This is a genomic window from Streptomyces sp. NPDC093018, assembly GCF_040684035.1.
GTDB lineage: Bacteria > Actinomycetota > Actinomycetes > Streptomycetales > Streptomycetaceae > Streptomyces > Streptomyces murinus.
On sequence record NZ_JBFBFF010000004.1, the window covers coordinates 156,344 to 171,776 of the forward strand.

11 protein-coding genes and 1 pseudogene are annotated in these 15,433 nt (G+C 72.2%); 9 read left to right on the forward strand and 3 right to left on the reverse strand.

Features of this window, described 5'->3' with window-relative positions; genetic code table 11:
• Positions 1-78 precede the first annotated feature (78 nt).
• From AB0N90_RS11275 to AB0N90_RS11285, 3 genes are all read left to right on the forward strand, one after another.
• The gene (locus AB0N90_RS11275; RefSeq protein WP_256640941.1) at positions 79-1,236 is read left to right on the forward strand and encodes an acyl-CoA dehydrogenase family protein; all 1,158 of its coding nucleotides are present in this window, start codon (positions 79-81) and stop codon (positions 1,234-1,236) included.
• 36 nt (positions 1,237-1,272) lie between these two features.
• Positions 1,273-2,163, forward strand: coding sequence for an acyl-CoA thioesterase II (gene tesB / locus AB0N90_RS11280; RefSeq protein ID WP_361668407.1), 891 nt, complete (start codon positions 1,273-1,275; stop codon positions 2,161-2,163).
• A 552-nt stretch (positions 2,164-2,715) separates the two neighbouring features.
• Positions 2,716-2,853, forward strand: coding sequence for a hypothetical protein (locus AB0N90_RS11285; protein ID WP_365195066.1), 138 nt, complete (start codon positions 2,716-2,718; stop codon positions 2,851-2,853).
• A gap of 99 nt (positions 2,854-2,952) precedes the next feature.
• Here AB0N90_RS11285 and AB0N90_RS11290 read toward each other — a convergent pair whose 3' ends face one another.
• On the reverse strand, positions 2,953-3,747 hold the full coding sequence (locus AB0N90_RS11290) for a phosphatase (protein ID WP_361668402.1): 795 nt from the start codon (positions 3,745-3,747) through the stop codon (positions 2,953-2,955).
• Between the two features lie 89 nt (positions 3,748-3,836).
• A complete protein-coding gene (locus AB0N90_RS11295; protein ID WP_365195068.1) occupies positions 3,837-5,486 on the reverse strand; it encodes a PucR family transcriptional regulator ligand-binding domain-containing protein in 1,650 nt (549 codons plus the stop codon).
• 180 nt (positions 5,487-5,666) lie between these two features.
• Here AB0N90_RS11295 and speB point away from each other — a divergent pair, with 180 nt between their 5' ends.
• Both speB and AB0N90_RS11305 read left to right on the forward strand, forming a co-directional pair.
• Positions 5,667-6,638 (forward strand): agmatinase, encoded by a 972-nt coding sequence (speB, locus tag AB0N90_RS11300; RefSeq protein WP_365195069.1) that lies wholly within the window; start codon positions 5,667-5,669, stop codon positions 6,636-6,638.
• A gap of 5 nt (positions 6,639-6,643) precedes the next feature.
• Complete coding sequence (locus AB0N90_RS11305) at positions 6,644-8,338, forward strand: thiamine pyrophosphate-binding protein (RefSeq protein WP_365195072.1); 1,695 nt, start codon at positions 6,644-6,646, stop codon at positions 8,336-8,338.
• A gap of 10 nt (positions 8,339-8,348) precedes the next feature.
• On the opposite strand, the gene AB0N90_RS11310 is transcribed toward AB0N90_RS11305, so the two are convergent.
• A complete protein-coding gene (locus AB0N90_RS11310) occupies positions 8,349-8,579 on the reverse strand; it encodes a hypothetical protein (RefSeq protein ID WP_365195075.1) in 231 nt (76 codons plus the stop codon).
• A gap of 149 nt (positions 8,580-8,728) precedes the next feature.
• Between AB0N90_RS11310 and AB0N90_RS11315 the strand changes: the two are divergent.
• The 4 genes and pseudogenes from AB0N90_RS11315 to AB0N90_RS11330 all read left to right on the forward strand — a co-directional run.
• Positions 8,729-9,271 (forward strand): annotated as a pseudogene (locus AB0N90_RS11315) (UTRA domain-containing protein); the annotation flags it as partial.
• A 196-nt stretch (positions 9,272-9,467) separates the two neighbouring features.
• Positions 9,468-10,388, forward strand: coding sequence for a serine hydrolase (locus tag AB0N90_RS11320; RefSeq protein WP_365195078.1), 921 nt, complete (start codon positions 9,468-9,470; stop codon positions 10,386-10,388).
• 72 nt (positions 10,389-10,460) lie between these two features.
• On the forward strand, positions 10,461-11,513 hold the full coding sequence (locus AB0N90_RS11325) for an esterase-like activity of phytase family protein (protein WP_365195080.1): 1,053 nt from the start codon (positions 10,461-10,463) through the stop codon (positions 11,511-11,513).
• A 146-nt stretch (positions 11,514-11,659) separates the two neighbouring features.
• The gene (locus AB0N90_RS11330; RefSeq protein ID WP_365195082.1) at positions 11,660-15,382 is read left to right on the forward strand and encodes an ABC transporter ATP-binding protein; all 3,723 of its coding nucleotides are present in this window, start codon (positions 11,660-11,662) and stop codon (positions 15,380-15,382) included.
• The last annotated feature ends 51 nt before the right edge of the window (positions 15,383-15,433 follow it).

The following is a 15,433-nucleotide window of genomic DNA, read 5'->3' on the forward strand; positions in this document are numbered from 1 at the left end:
CCCGCCGGTACGCTCGGATGAGCAAGCGCTTAGACATGCCCCTTTCCGGCATGCCCGAGGTACGTGGAGGTGGACGGCGTGCGCCGTACGGTGTTCAACGAGGATCACGAGGCGTTCCGGGAGACCCTGCGCGCCTTCATCGAGGCCGAGGTCGTACCGGTGTACGACGAGTGGTTCGCGGCGGGCCAGGCGCCCCGCGACTTCTACTACAAGCTCGGTGAGCTGGGCATCTTCGGCATCAACGTCCCCGAGGAGTTCGGCGGCGCGGGCCTGGACAGCCACAAGTTCGAGGCCGTCCTCTACGAGGAGACCGCCCGCGCGGGCGTCCAGTTCGGCGGCTCCGGCGTGCATGTGCTGCTCGCCCTGCCGTACATCAAGATGCTGGCCACGGACGAGCAGAAGAAGCGCTACCTGCCGAAGTTCGTCACCGGCGAGGAGATGTGGGCCATCGCGATGACGGAGCCGGGCACCGGTTCCGACCTCGCGGGCATGAAGTCCACCGCCAAGCTCAGCGAGGACGGCACCCACTACGTCCTCAACGGCGCCAAGACCTTCATCACCGGCGGTGTGCACGCCGACCGGGTGATCGTGTGCGCCCGCACCGCCGCGCCCACCGCCGAGGACCGCCGCCACGGCATCTCCCTGTTCGCGGTGGACACCAAGTCCGAGGGCTACTCCGTCGGCCGCAAGCTGGACAAGCTCGGCCTGAAGACCTCCGACACCGCCGAGCTGGCCTTCGTGGACGTCAAGGTCCCCGTCGAGGACCTGCTGGGCGAGGAGAACAAGGGCTTCTACTACCTCGGCCACAACCTGGCCTCCGAGCGCTGGGGCATCGCCTTCGGCGCCTACGCCCAGGCCAAGGCCGCCGTCCGGTTCGCCAAGAGTTACGTCCAGGAGCGCACCGTCTTCGGCAAGCCGGTCGCGCACTTCCAGAACACCAAGTTCGAGCTGGCCTCCTGCCAGGCCGAGGTGGACGCCGCCGAGGCCGTCGCCGACCGCGCGACCGAGGCCCTGGACGCCGGTGAGCTGACCCCCGCCGAGGCCGCCTCCGCCAAGCTGTTCTGCACCGAGGTCGCGCACCGCGTCATCGACCGCTGCCTCCAGCTGCACGGCGGCTACGGGTACATGAACGAGTACCCGATCGCCCGCCTGTACGCGGACAACCGCGTCAACCGCATCTACGGTGGCACCAGCGAGATCATGAAGACGATCATCGCCAAGGACATGGGTCTGTAAGGCCCCGGCAATCACCGCCCGGTACAACTGATCGCCATGAGCCAGGCACTCCAGGACCTCCTCGATCTGCTCGACCTCGAACAGATCGAGGAGGACATCTTCCGCGGCCGCTCCCGCTCCGCCGTCGTCCCCCGTGTCTTCGGCGGGCAGGTCGCGGCGCAGGCGCTGGTCGCCGCCGGGCGCACGGTCCCCGCGGACCGTCCCGCCCACTCCCTGCACGCGTACTTCCTGCGCCCCGGTGACCCCGGCGCGCCCATCGTCTACACCGTCGACCGCATCCGCGACGGCCGGTCCTTCACCACCCGCCGCGTGGTCGCCGTCCAGCACGGCAAGCCGATCTTCCATCTCTCGGCGTCCTTCCAGACGTACGAGGAGGGACTCGAACACCAGGCGCCGATGCCCTCGGCGCCCGACCCGGCGACCCTGCCGACCTCCCACGAGCGGCTGCGCGGCTACGGCCATCTCGCGCCCGACGTGGTGGAACGCTTCCTGGAGGCGCGCGAGGCGGTCGATCTGAGATACGTGGACGAGCCGCCGTACGGCCGCTTCGGCGAGCCGCGCGAGCCGCACAGCCAGGTGTGGTTCCGCACCAACGGCAAGCTGGACGACGACCCCCTGCTGCACGTCGTCCTCGCCACCTATGTCTCCGACATGACGCTGCTCGACTCCGTGCTGCTCGCGCACGGCCGCGGCGGCTGGGCGGTCGGCGACGTGGTGGGCGCCTCCCTGGACCACGCGATGTGGTTCCACCGCCCCTTCCGCGCCGACGAATGGCTGCTGTACGACCAGGAGTCGCCCTCCGCGCACGGCGGCCGCGGCCTCGGCCAGGCCCGTATATACACCCAGGACGGACAGCTGGCCATCACCGTCATCCAGGAGGGCGTCGTCCGCGTCCCGCGCCGGCCCGGACGTGGACCGGCTTCCTGAGGTGCCAATTGACGTGTGGAGTACTAGGCTCAGTGAGTGAAAGCCGCGAATGCACGGTATGAGCGGCCGGCGAGGTTTCGGGACACCTCTGACCTCAGCCGCGGCACCTGATGGCGCGCCAGCGTCCGGGTGGACCGCAGGCGTCGACCGTACAGACGTACCGTGCCACACATTGATCTCGCGGTGACATCCGAAGACCGCGCCGTGCGTCTTTCCGCGCGGCGGCGGCCATCCACCTCGCCGTGTTCCCCCTGGGGGGCCGCGAGAGACGATGGAAGGTAATTCCCATGCGAGCAACACGCACGCGGCGCCTCGTCGCGATGTCCGCCACCGGCCTGCTGCTGGCAGGCGGAGCCGCGATCGGCGCGGCGGGCACCGCCTCGGCGAGCCCGTCCAACGTTCACAGCTCCTACAGCAGTGACTGGGGCGGCGGCCACGGTGGTCACGGTGACCACGGCCGCGGCGGACACGGCGGCTGGTGGGGCAACGACGATGACGACTGGGGCTACGGCGGCTACGGCGGCTATGGCCACGGTGGCTACGGCGGTGGCTATGGCGGCCACGGTGGCTACGGCGGTGGCCATGGAGGCTACGGCGGTCATGGCGGAGGCCACGGTGGCGGAGGCCACGGCGGTGGAGGCCACGGCGGCGGAGGTCACGGTCGCTGAGCCGAGTCCCGACCCGATGTGACACGATGTGCGGCTCCGCGCGCGGGGCCGCACATCCCTTTGTTCCCGGCCTCGTTCGGACCGGCCTTGTTCAGAGGGGCCTCGTCCGGACCGGCCTCGTTCAGTCCTCGGTCAGGCCCGCCGCGGCCAGCAGATACGCGGTCATCGGGTCGTAGTGGCGCGGGCTGACCACATGGTCGTCCAGCGGCACGGCGACCTGGAGGGTGCCCTCCGACTCGGCGAGGAACAGCGCGGGGTCGTTGCAGTCGGCGTAGCCGACCGAGTCCAGGCCGTGCTGCGCGGCGTACCCGGCCCAGCCGTGGTCGGCGACCACCAGGTCCGGCAGTGGCCGCCCGGCCTGCTCAAGTCCGGTGAGGATGGCCCGCATCGGCTCCCCGGAGTGGGTGTGCCACAGCGTCGCGCCGTGCTCCAGGACGGCCACGTCCGCGAACTGCATGACGTACCCCTCGTCCGTCTGGAGCCCGTCCGGGATGACGACGATCTCGCAGCCGGCGGTGCGCAGCGCGGCGGCCGTGGCCCGGTGCACATCCAGCAGCCCGCCGGGGTGGCCGGTCGCGAACAGCACCCGCTCGCGCCCCTCGGCCGCCTTGCGCAGCCGCGCCGCGAGCCGGTCCAGGCCGTCCACGGTCAGTTCCGGGTCGATGGTGTCCTGGCCGTACCGGTACTCCGGGTCGTCGTTGACGCCCACCCGCTCGGCCATCACCGCGAGCACGTCCTGCTCGTCCGCCCAGCGGTCGCCCAGCTCCAGGCCGAGCCAGAAGTTGCGGTCGCCGTTGGCCAGCAGCCGGTAGTGGGAGAGGTTGTTCTCGCGAGGTGTGGCGACGTCCCCCGCGATACGGGTCCTCACCAGATGGTCGACGAGCTGGGCGCGGCTGGGTGTCCCGGATATCGGCATGGCATCCATTGTGGGGCAGCCCGGCGCGGGCGTCCCAGAGGTTTCGCCCGCTGGGACGGGCATCACCTTCTCCCGGGCGGTGCGCGGGGTCAGCCGTGCCGCAGCGCGAACCACAACTCCATGCGTACGTCCGGGTCGTCCAGGTCGGCGCCGAGCAGCAGGGCGCCGCGGGCGACGCGTTGCCGCACGGTGTTGCGGTGCACCCCCAGCGCGACCGCGGTGCGGTCCCAACTGCCGTGCAGGGAGAGCCAGGTGCGCAGGGTGTCCACGAGCGCGGGCTGCGCGGCGAGCGGTGCGAGCAGGGCCTGGGCATGGGCCCGCGCCGCCGCCTCGGGCACCAGCTCGGACAGCCCGGGGCGGGCGCCGTGCCGGACCAGCGGGACGCGGGTGGCGCGGGCGCGGGCCAGGGCGCGGGCCGCCTGGGTGTCGGCGGCCGGCCAGCCGCCGGGCCCCGCGGGGGCGCTGACCCCGAGGGTCCAGCCGGGCACCGGGGCGGGTTCCCGTCCGGCGGGCACCAGCAGCCGTACGACCTCCCCGCCGGGGTCGAGGTCGACCAGGGGCGTGCCCAGGGCGGTGCCGAGGGCGGCGGCGGCCACGGTGTCCGGGGTCTGCCGCTCGGGGCGCGCGTGCACGACGATCCGCTCGCCGCCGCCGCTGCTTGCGCCATCACCTGTGCCGCCGCTTGTGCCGTCACCGGGGTCGAGCAGCGGCGCGACCTCCTGGGGCGCGGCCCCGAGCAGCAGCCGTACCAGCGCGGAGGAGCGGGCGGCCCCGGCCCCGCTGTGGTGCTCCCCGGTCAGCAGGGACAGCAGCACCGCGCCCACGGAGGCGATGGTGTGGTCCCCGCCCTCGCGCCGCTGGGCCGCGACCCCGAGCACGAAGCCCTCGCCGGAGCCGAGGGCGTACGCGGACAGCTGGACGCCGTCGGCGGTGTCGGTGGCGGAGGAGGGCCGGGCGGGGGCGGGTCCGGCGGGGGCGGTGGGCGCCTTTCCGGGCGGAGTGCGGCCGGTCTGGGCTTGGCCGGACGGGGCTTGTGCGGACGCGGCCTGTCCGGACGGGGTGGCCGGGCGGACCACCGCCGCGAGCTTCCGCAGGGCCTCGGTGACGGCGGGCGCGGGCTCCCGGCCGGCCGCCGCGATCCCGGTGCCGTCGGGGCCGTAGAGCACCGCGTGCCCGCCGAGCCGCTGGGCGAGCCGGCGCAGCACGGACGGCACCGGATCGGCGTGGGCCGCGGCCGCGGCGAGGCTCTGCTGGGCCTCGGTGACCCGGCGCAGTTCGGCGAGGCGGGCCTGCGCCATCAGCTGCCACACCGCGCGGGCCACCCCCGAGAAGGTGGTACCCGGCGGGACCTCCAGCAGGGGCAGCCCATGGGTGGCGCAGGCGGTGACCAGGGCGTCCGGCACCGTGTCGTGCACCGGGGCGAGCCCGAAGCCGAGGGCGGCACCGCCCGCCGCGACGACCCGGGCGACGTAGGAGTCGAAGAAGGTGTCGGGCGAGGGGGCGTCGGGGATCTGGACCCCGGCCGTGAGGAGCAGTTCGCCGCCGAGGAGATAGGGGAAGGGGTCGGCCATCTCGGAGGTGTGCGCCCAGTGGATGACGACATCCGGGCCGGTGGGCCCGGCGAGCTGGCGCAGCGCGAGGTCGTCGCGGGCGAGGAGGGCGGAGAGGGGGACCGGCGGGGTCGGCGGGACGGGAGCGGCGGCCGGGGCGGCCGGTGCCGTGGGGCGCGCGTCGGCCATGGTGTGCACTTCCTCCACTCCAGGTCCCTTGTATGGATAAAACGTACACTTCGTAGTGGCTGCCCGGCCACCTAATGTCGATCCCAGGAAATCGCGGCGAGAAGCCGGTCGGGCCGCAGTCGGGACGCGGTCGGACCGCGGCCGGGCCGCAGTCAGGACGCAGGAAAGAAGGCACACGCAATGAGCAGCAACGACACGCCCCGCGGCCCCGTCGACTCCTCCCGCGTCCCCCGGTACGCCGGCCCCGCGACCTTCGCCCGGCTGCCCCGCCTTGACGAGGTCGGCACCGCCGATGTCGCCGTGGTGGGCGTGCCGTTCGACTCCGGTGTCTCCTACCGGCCCGGCGCCCGCTTCGGCGGCAACGCGATCCGCGAGGCGTCCCGGCTGCTGCGCCCCTACAACCCCGCGCAGGACGCGTCCCCCTTCGCGCTCGTGCAGGTCGCGGACGGCGGCGACATCGCGGTGAACCCGTTCAACATCAACGAGGCCGTCGAGACGATCGAGGCCGCGGCGGACGATCTGCTGGGCACCGGCGCCCGTCTGATGACCCTGGGCGGCGACCACACCATCGCGCTGCCGCTGCTGCGCTCGGTGGCCAAGAAGCACGGCCCGGTCGCACTGCTGCACTTCGACGCCCACCTGGACACCTGGGACACGTACTTCGGCGCCGAGTACACGCACGGCACGCCGTTCCGCCGCGCGGTGGAGGAGGGCATCCTCGACACCTCCGCCCTCTCGCACGTGGGCACCCGCGGCCCGCTGTACGGCAAGCAGGACCTCACCGACGACGAGAAGATGGGCTTCGGCATCGTCACCTCGGCGGACGTCTACCGCCGGGGCGCCGACGAGGTCGCCGACCAGCTCCGCCAGCGCATCGGCGACCGCCCGCTGTACATCTCCATCGACATCGACTGCCTCGACCCGGCGCACGCCCCCGGCACGGGCACGCCGGAGGCGGGTGGCATGACCTCGCGCGAGCTGCTGGAGATCCTGCGCGGCCTGGCATCCTGCAACCTGGTCTCGGCGGACGTGGTCGAGGTCGCCCCGGCCTACGACCACGCCGAGATCACGTCCGTGGCGGCCTCCCACACGGCGTACGAACTGACCACCATCATGTCCCGCCAGATCGCGGCGGCCCGGAAGGACGCGTAACCGACGTGACGCACGACCACGACCTGGTACTCCGCCCGACCGCAGCCCAGCGGGAGGCCGCGCTGAACCCTCCCCCCGGCCGCAACGGCGGAGACCTGGTCGTGGAGACCCTGGCCGGGCTGGGCGCGACGACCGTCTTCGGCCTGCCGGGCCAGCACGCGCTGGGCGTGTTCGACGCCCTGCGCAGGTCGTCCCTCCGCTATGTCGGCCTGCGGGTGGAGAACAACGCGGGCTTCGCGGCGGACGCGTACGGCCGGATCACCGGCGAGGCGGCGCCGCTGCTGCTGTCGACCGGCCCCGGCGCGCTGACCTCGCTGGCCGCGCTCCAGGAGGCGGCCGCCGCCTCCGCGCCCGTGCTCGCCATCAGCAGCCAGATCCCGACGGCGGGCCTGGGCGGCGGCCGCCACGGCTATCTCCATGAACTCCCCGACCAGGCCGCGTCGTTCCGGGGCGTGGTGAAGTCGGTGCACACGGCCCGCACCCAGTCCCAGATCCCCTCGGCGATCGCCGCGGCCTGGAAGTCCGCGCTGACGGCCCCGCACGGCCCGGTGTGGGTCGAGATCCCCCAGGACGTCCTGGGGGCCCCGACGTCACTGCCGGTGGTGACAGCGATGGACGCGACCCCGGACGACCTGGTCCCCCGCCCCGAACTGACGGCGGTGGCAGCGGAGTTGCTGTCGGGCGCGGCCCGCCCGGCGATCATCGCGGGCGGCGGCGTCGTACGCTCGGACGCCTCCGGCAAGCTGCGCCGGCTGGCGGAACTGCTGGACGCGCCGGTGGTCACGACGTACGGCGGCAAGGGCGCGTTCCCCTGGGCGCACCCGCTGTCCCTCCAGTCCTGGCTGGAGGACCGGCACACGACGGACTTCCTGGAGGACGCCGACGTCCTGCTGGTCGTGGGTTCGGGCCTTGGTGAACTCTCCTCGAACTACCACACGTTCAAGCCGCGCGGCCGGGTCATCCAGATCGAGGCGGACCTCGGGAAGCTGGAGTCGAACCACCCCGCGCTGGGCATCCACGCGGACGCCCGCCTGGCGCTCCAGGCGCTGCTGGAGACGGCGACGGAGCGGCATGACCCCGGGGCGGCGGAGCGGGTGCGCGAGGTGCTCTCCCGCGTCTCGGACCGCATCGCGTCCCAGGAACTCACCCTGGAGCAGTCGCTGTTGACGGCCGTCCGCCGCGCGCTGCCGGCCCGCTCCCCGTCCTTCTGGGACATGACGATCCTGTCCTACTGGGCCTGGTGCGGCTTCGACCCCCGGGGCACGAACCTGATGCACTCCTCCCAGGGCTCGGGCGGCCTCGGCTACGCCTTCCCGGCGGCCCTGGGCGCGGCGGTCGCCGACCCGACCCACCCGGTCCTCGCGGTCTCCGGCGACGGCGGCGCCCTCTACTCCATCGCCGAACTGGCCACGGCCCGCCAGCACGACCTCCCGGTCACCTGGCTGATCATCGACGACGGCGGCTACGGCATCCTGCGTGAATACATGACGGACGCCTTCGGCGAACCGACCGCCACGGAACTGACCCGCCCCGACTACGTCGCCCTGTCGGAGTCCTTCGGCGTCCCGGGCGTACGGACCACCCCGGAATCCCTGGAATCCGACCTGACCCGAGCCCTCTCGACCCCGGGCCCTTCGGTGGTCGTACTCCCTGCGGTACTGCGGATGTTCGCGCCGACGCATCTGGGGCAGGGCGCGTAGCGAACCCCGGCTACCCGGCGTAGACGCGGACGGGGTCGAGGTGGAGTTCATTGGGCCCCATGCAATCGGCGCCCCACGGCTCGGGGTCGATGGCACAGCACCCACGAGGGACTGTGGACCGGGCCTGCCCGCTCTTCTTGCCCCGGCCGTCGTCCGGGTCGTCGACATCCGGGACGGCAGGCAGAACCACCAGATCCCCGGTGAGCTCGCACCCGCACTTGGAGCAGTAGAAGACGGTCACACACCGCTTTCTGCCGCCGAACCCTCGGCGTTGGCCACGGCCTGCGCCGTCGGGTTCGGGTTCGCCGTACCGTCGTATGTGGTCGGCACCGACCACGAGGGACATGCGGAGTGGGCCATATGAACGGTCAGGACATGGAACGGACGCCGTTCGCAAGGGACTTCCGGCCAATCCGGCGTCGCGGCATCGAGCGGCTCGCGCGGGCGGGATGGGGCGAGGGCCGGTCCGTCTGGGCGGCGGACATCGGGGGCCGTGAACTCGCCGTCGACTCCGTCGGGGTGGCGCACGAGCCCGCGTCGGCGGCCGTGGCCGGGGTCATGGGCCTGGACGAGGCCGTGAGCCTGTGCGTCCGCCGCCGTCGCTTCGTCCTCGACGGCAAGCCGGTCCTGCTGGCCACGTCCTACCTGCCCGCCGACCTTGTCACAGGCACCCCGATCACCCAGCCGGACACCGGCCCCGGCGGTGTCTACGCCCGCCTCGCCGACCTCGGCCACGCCCCGGCCCGCTTCCGCGAGGAACTCCGCTCCCGGATGCCCAGCCGGACCGAGGCCGAGCGGCTGCAGCTGCCACCCGGCGCCCCCGTGATCCACCTCGCCCGCACGGCCTTCGACGCGGAGGGCCGGGTGGCCGAGCTCAACGAGATGGTCCTCGACTCCGCCGCGTACGTCCTGGAGTACGACTTCGAGGCGTGACCCGGCCGCGCCTCAGCCCCAACCGGTCGAAAGGGAACTCGTTCTGCTCCGGCATGGACGAAGCATTGCCGGTTTTTGGTCAGTTGGAACGCTCGTCTTGAGAACATGTGTGCAACTTCCGATCACCCCTGCGAGTCAAAGGGCCGTACGTGCCCATCAGGGGTGCGTCCACACGTCGTTCCCAGGGGGACCCTCCATGACCCACCGCTTCAGCCGGCGCGCCAAGGCGTCGGCCGCGGCGCTCGGTGCCGCGCTGCTCATACCCACCGTCGCGGCCGCCACCCCGGCCGCCGCGACGACGCCCGCCGTGAGCTGTACGTCGGGCAAGGCCGGCCTCGCCGCCAAGCTGACCAAGGACATCACCGCGGCGCTCGCGAACCGCAAGAGCACCGTCGCCATCGGCCTGTACGACCGCAGCACCAAGACCACCTGCACCCTGCGCGGCACCACCGCGTACGACTCGGCCAGCACCGTCAAGGTCACCGTGCTCGCCACCCTGCTCTGGGACGCCAAGAAGTACAACCGGTACCTGACGAGCACCGAGACCTCGCTCGCCACCGCCATGATCACCAAGTCGGACAACGACGCCACCAGCAAGCTGTGGAAGCAGCTGGGCCTGACGAAGATCAAGGGCTTCCTGGCCGCCGCCAAGATGACCAAGACCGTGCCGGGCAGCGGCGGTTACTGGGGCCTGACCCAGGAGAACGCCGCCGACGAGCAGAAGCTGCTCCAGCTGGTCACCGCCAAGAACAGCGTGCTCAGTGACAACTCGCGCGCGTACATACAGAAGTTGATGGGGCAGGTCGTCTCCGACCAGCGCTGGGGCACCCCCGCCGGTGCGCCGTCCACCGTCTCCGTGCACGTCAAGAACGGCTGGCTCCAGCGCTCCACGCACGGCTGGCGCGTGCACAGCCTCGGCACCTTCAACGGCGCGGGCCACGACTACATGATGTCCGTGCTGACCCAGGACAACAGCACCATGGACTACGGCGTCACCACCATCCAGAACGTCGCCAAGGCCGTCCACAAGGACCTCGTGCCGACCACCGCGAAGACGACGCTCTACGTCCCCACGAGCAGGCCGAGCGAGGCGTTCGTCGCCACGCCCGCACAGTAGCCTCAAGCTTTCAGCACGAAGTCAACACAAAGTCTCCCGCGCGTAGTTGACTCACCGCTACGGTGATCGACTATGCGCCTGAGACATGTCATCGCCACCGTCACCGCCGGCCTGGCGGCCGCCACCACGCTGACCGCCGCCGGGCCCGCCGCGGCCCGGCCCGCCACCCACCTCGGCTCCACCGCACACGCGGGCCACGCCTGTTCGTCCACCGTCTCCATCGACCGCTTCTCCGACGCGCTCGACAAGACGACGTACAACGGCACCTTCGTCGGCAACTTCTCCGCCCTCGCCGTGGACCGCGACGGATCGCTCGCCGCCCTGGAGGACCGGTCCCAGCTGTTCGACCTGGACGCCCGCACGCTCCAGCCGAAGTCCGCCGTCCACCTCGCGGACGAGAACGGCGCCGACCTCGACTCCGAGGGCTTCGTCATCGACCGCGACGGCACCCGGCTCATCACCTCCGAGGTGGAGCCCTCCATCCGCCGCTACTCCCGCGACGGCAAGATCCTCGACCGGCTCCCCGTACCGTCCTCCCTGCTCGTCGCCCCCGCGGGCCGCGCCACCTCCAACCAGACCTTCGAGGGCCTGACCCTGCTGCCCGGCGGCCACACCCTCCTCGCGTCCATGGAGGACCCGATCGCGGGCGACAGCGCCGACCTCGTCCGCTTCCAGACCTGGACCCGGACCAAGGGCGACCACTTCCGGCTGGCCGCGCAGTACGCGTACCGCATCGACGCCGGGCTCGGCGTCCCCGAGGTGCAGGCCACGCCCGACGGCCGGCTCCTCGTCCTGGAGCGCGGCTTCACCGCGGGCGTCGGCAACACCGTCCGCCTCTACCTGGCCGACCCGCGGCACGCCACGGACACCAGCGGCATCGAGAACCTCACCGGCCAGAGCGGCGTCCGGGTGATGAAGAAGACGCTGCTCGCCGACATCGCCGACTGCCCCTCCCTCGGCGCCACCGCCAAGGAGCCCCAGCCCAACCCGCTCCTGGACAACATCGAGGGCATGACCGTCACGGGCCGCGACCGCACCGGCCGCCTGAAGGTCCTCCTGGTCAGCGACGACAACCAGAACCCGGCCCAGATCACGCGCTTCTACTACCTGCGGGTGCGCGCCTGACATATCTGCATGCCCGCATAACTGCATGCCTGCATACCGGCACGCCTGCGGGTGCGCGTCCGACGGCCGATTGTTACGGCGGGATGAAATCGCCCCGCGCCCGCGTTGGTGCCTTCCGGAAAAGTACGACAACCGGGAGGCACCGCGTGGAACCACATCGGGCATGGGCACGACGACTCGCGGGCTACGCCTGGCGCTACCCCAAGGACGTCCTCCTCGCCCTCGGCTCCTCGCTCGCCGGTATGGCCGTCACCGCCGTCGTCCCCCTGATCACCAAGGTGATCATCGACGATGTGATCGGCGCCCACACCCGCTCCATGACCCCCTGGGCCGGCGCCCTCGTCGTCGCCGCCGTGCTCGTCTACGCCGCCACCTACGTCCGCCGCTTCTACGGCGGCCGGCTCGCCCTCGACGTCCAGCACGACCTGCGGACGGAGATGTACGACACGATCACCCGCCTCGACGGCCGCCGCCAGGACGAGCTGTCGACCGGGCAGGTCGTGGGCCGCGCCACCAGCGACCTCCAGCTGATCCAGGGCCTGCTCTTCATGCTCCCGATGACCATCGGGAACGTGCTGCTCTTCCTGGTCTCCCTGGTGATCATGGCGTGGCTGTCGCTGCCGCTGACCCTCGTCGCCCTCGCCGTCGCCCCCGCGCTCGGCTGGATCGCCCGGCGCAGCCGCAGCAAGCTGCACCCCGCCACCTGGTACGCCCAGGCCCAGGCCGCCGCCGTCGCGGGCGTGGTCGACGGCGCGGTGAGCGGCGTACGCGTGGTCAAGGGCTTTGGACAGGAGGCGCAGGAGACCGGCAAGCTGCGCGCGGTCGGCCGCAAGCTGTTCGCGGGCCGGCTGCGCACCATCCGCCTGAACAGCAGGTACACCCCCGCCCTCCAGTCCGTCCCGGCGCTCGGCCAGGTCGCCATGCTCGCCCTCGGCGGCTGGCTCGCGGTGCGCGGGCACATCACGCTGGGCACCTTCGTCGCCTTCTCCACCTACCTCGCCCAGCTGGTCGGCCCGGTCCGCATGCTCGCGATGGTCCTCACCGTCGGCCAGCAGGCCCGCGCCGGCACCGAACGCGTCCTGGAGCTGATCGACACCGAGCCGACCATGCGGGAGGGCACCCGGGAGCTGCCCGCCGACGCGCCCGCGACCGTCGAGTTCGACGACGTGTCCTTCGGGTACGCCGACGACACCAAGGTCCTGGACGGGCTCAGCTTCGAGATACGCCAGGGTGAGACGCTGGCCGTGGTCGGCTCCTCCGGCTCCGGCAAGTCCACCCTCTCCCTGCTCCTGCCGCGCTTCTACGACGTCACCCACGGCGCCGTCCTGATCGGCGGCCACGACGTCCGCGAGCTGACCCACTCCTCGCTGCGCGCCGCGATCGGCCTGGTCCCGGAGGACTCGTTCCTCTTCTCCGACACGGTCCGCTCCAACATCGCGTACGGCCGCCCGGACGCCACCCAGGAGGAGATCGAGGCCGCCGCCCGCGCCGCCCAGGCCGACCGCTTCATCCGGGAACTGCCCGAGGGCTACGACACCACGGTCGGCGAGCACGGCCTCACCCTCTCCGGCGGCCAGCGCCAGCGCGTCGCGCTCGCCCGCGCCCTGCTCACCGACCCCCGCCTGCTGGTCCTGGACGACGCCACCTCCGCCGTTGACGCCCGCGTGGAACACGAGATCCACGAGGCGCTCAAGGAGGTCATGCGCGGCCGTACGACCCTGCTGATCGCGCATCGCCGCTCCACCCTGAACCTCGCCGACCGCATCGCCGTACTCGACCGCGGCCGGCTCGCCGACCTCGGCACCCACGAGGAGCTACAGCGCCGCTCCGCCCTCTACCGCAGGCTGCTGACCGACCCGGACGAGCTGGGCGGCGTCTCGCCCGGCCACACACCGCCGGACGGCGAGCCGATCGAGGACGACAGCCTGCGCGCCGAGCTGGACGCGGAGTACGACGCCGAGCGCGGCGTCACCCCCCATCTGTGGACCGGCGACCGCGCGCCCAAGGACATGGCGCTGGCCGGCACCCCCGCCACCCCCGCACTCCTCGCCCAGGTGGACGCCCTGCCCCCGGCCACCGACACCCCCGACGTCGATGAGGACAAGGCGGTGCGGCCCGAGGACTCCTACGGCCTGCGCCGGCTGCTGCACGGCTTCGGGCTGCCGCTGCTGGTCAGCCTGGCCCTGGTCGCCGTCGACGCGGGCGCGAGCCTGGTGCTGCCGGTGCTGATCCGGCACGGCATCGACGCCGGTGTCACCAAGCTGGCCATCGGCGCCGTCTGGTCGGCCTCGCTGCTCGCCCTGCTGGTGGTGCTGGTGCAGTGGGCCGCGCAGATCGGCGAGACCCGGATGACCGGCCGTACCGGCGAACGCGTCCTCTACACGCTCCGGCTCAAGATCTTCGCCCACCTCCAGCGGCTCGGCCTCGACTACTACGAGCGCGAGCTGACCGGCCGGGTGATGACCCGGATGACCACCGATGTCGACGCGCTGAGCACCTTCCTCCAGACCGGCCTGGTCACCGCGTTCGTCTCGGTCGTCACCTTCTTCGGCATCATGGTCGTCCTGCTGGTGATCGACGTACAGCTCGCCCTGGTCGTCTTCGTCACGCTGCCCCCGCTGATCATCGCCACCTTCTTCTTCCGCCGGGCCAGCGTGAAGGCGTACGAGCTCGCCCGCGAGCGCGTCTCCTCGGTCAACGCCGACCTCCAGGAGTCGGTGTCCGGGCTGCGGATCGTGCAGGCGTTCCGCCGCGAGCAGGACGGCGGGCGGCGGTTCGCCGGGCGCAGCGACGGCTATCGCGCGGCCCGGCTGCGCGGCCAGTGGCTGATATCGATCTACTTCCCGTTCGTCCAGCTGCTGTCCTCGCTCGCCGCGGCCGCCGTACTGATCGCGGGCGCGGGCCGGGTGGAGGCCGCCACCCTCACCACCGGCGCCCTGGTCGCCTACCTCCTCTACATCGACCTCTTCTTCGCCCCCGTCCAGCAGCTGTCCCAGGTCTTCGACGGCTACCAGCAGGCCACCGTCTCCCTCGGCCGCATCCAGGAACTGCTGCGCGAGCCGACGTCCACGAAGGAGGCGAAGCAGCCGCGTGATGTCACGTCGTTGCGCGGCGACATCGCCTTCGAGGGCGTGTGCTTCGCGTACGGCGACGACGAAGCCGCCCTCGCCGACGTCGAGCTGACGATCCCCGCGGGCCAGACGGTCGCCTTCGTCGGCGAGACCGGCGCCGGAAAGTCCACGCTGGTCAAGCTGGTGGCCCGGTTCTACGACCCGACGGCCGGACGGGTCACCGTCGACGGCGCCGATCTGCGCGACCTGGACCTGACCGCCTACCGGCACCGGCTCGGCGTGGTGCCCCAGGAGGCGTACCTGTTCCCGGGCACCGTCCGCGACGCCATCGCCTACGGCCGCCCCGACGCCACCGACGCCGAGGTGGAGGCGGCCGCGCGGGCGGTCGGCGCGCACGAGATGATCGCCACCCTCGACGGCGGCTATCTGCACGAGGTCGCCGAGCGCGGCCGCAATCTCTCGGCCGGCCAGCGCCAGCTGATCGCGCTGGCCCGCGCCGAACTGGTCGACCCGGACATCCTGCTCCTGGACGAGGCCACGGCCGCGCTCGACCTCGCCACGGAAGCCCAGGTCAACCAGGCCACCGAGCGGCTGGCGGGCCGTCGTACGACACTGGTGGTGGCCCATCGCCTCACCACCGCGGCCCGCGCCGACCGGGTGGTGGTCATGGACCACGGTCGTATCGCCGAGGACGGCACGCACGAGGAGCTGCTCGCCCTCGGCGGCCGGTACGCCGAGCTGTGGCGGACCTTCGCCGGGCGCTCCGAGCCGGAGGAGCCGGTGGGCGCGGTTCTCTAAGCACCGGGGCCCGCTGAGCCGCGGGGCCCGCCGCGCTCCGCTGATCCGCGC

Bases quoted from the DNA above. Each gene is read 5' to 3' on its own strand.
- AB0N90_RS11290 (WP_361668402.1), bottom strand. From the start codon at position 3,747: ATGCCGATATCCGGGACACCCAGCCGCGCCCAGCTCGTCGACCATCTG.
- AB0N90_RS11325 (WP_365195080.1), top strand. From the start codon at position 10,461: ATGCGCCTGAGACATGTCATCGCCACCGTCACCGCCGGCCTGGCGGCC.
- tesB (WP_361668407.1), top strand. From the start codon at position 1,273: ATGAGCCAGGCACTCCAGGACCTCCTCGATCTGCTCGACCTCGAACAG.
- AB0N90_RS11320 (WP_365195078.1), top strand. From the start codon at position 9,468: ATGACCCACCGCTTCAGCCGGCGCGCCAAGGCGTCGGCCGCGGCGCTC.
- AB0N90_RS11295 (WP_365195068.1), bottom strand. From the start codon at position 5,486: ATGGCCGACGCGCGCCCCACGGCACCGGCCGCCCCGGCCGCCGCTCCC.
- speB (WP_365195069.1), top strand. From the start codon at position 5,667: ATGAGCAGCAACGACACGCCCCGCGGCCCCGTCGACTCCTCCCGCGTC.
- AB0N90_RS11285 (WP_365195066.1), top strand. From the start codon at position 2,716: ATGGCGGCCACGGTGGCTACGGCGGTGGCCATGGAGGCTACGGCGGTC.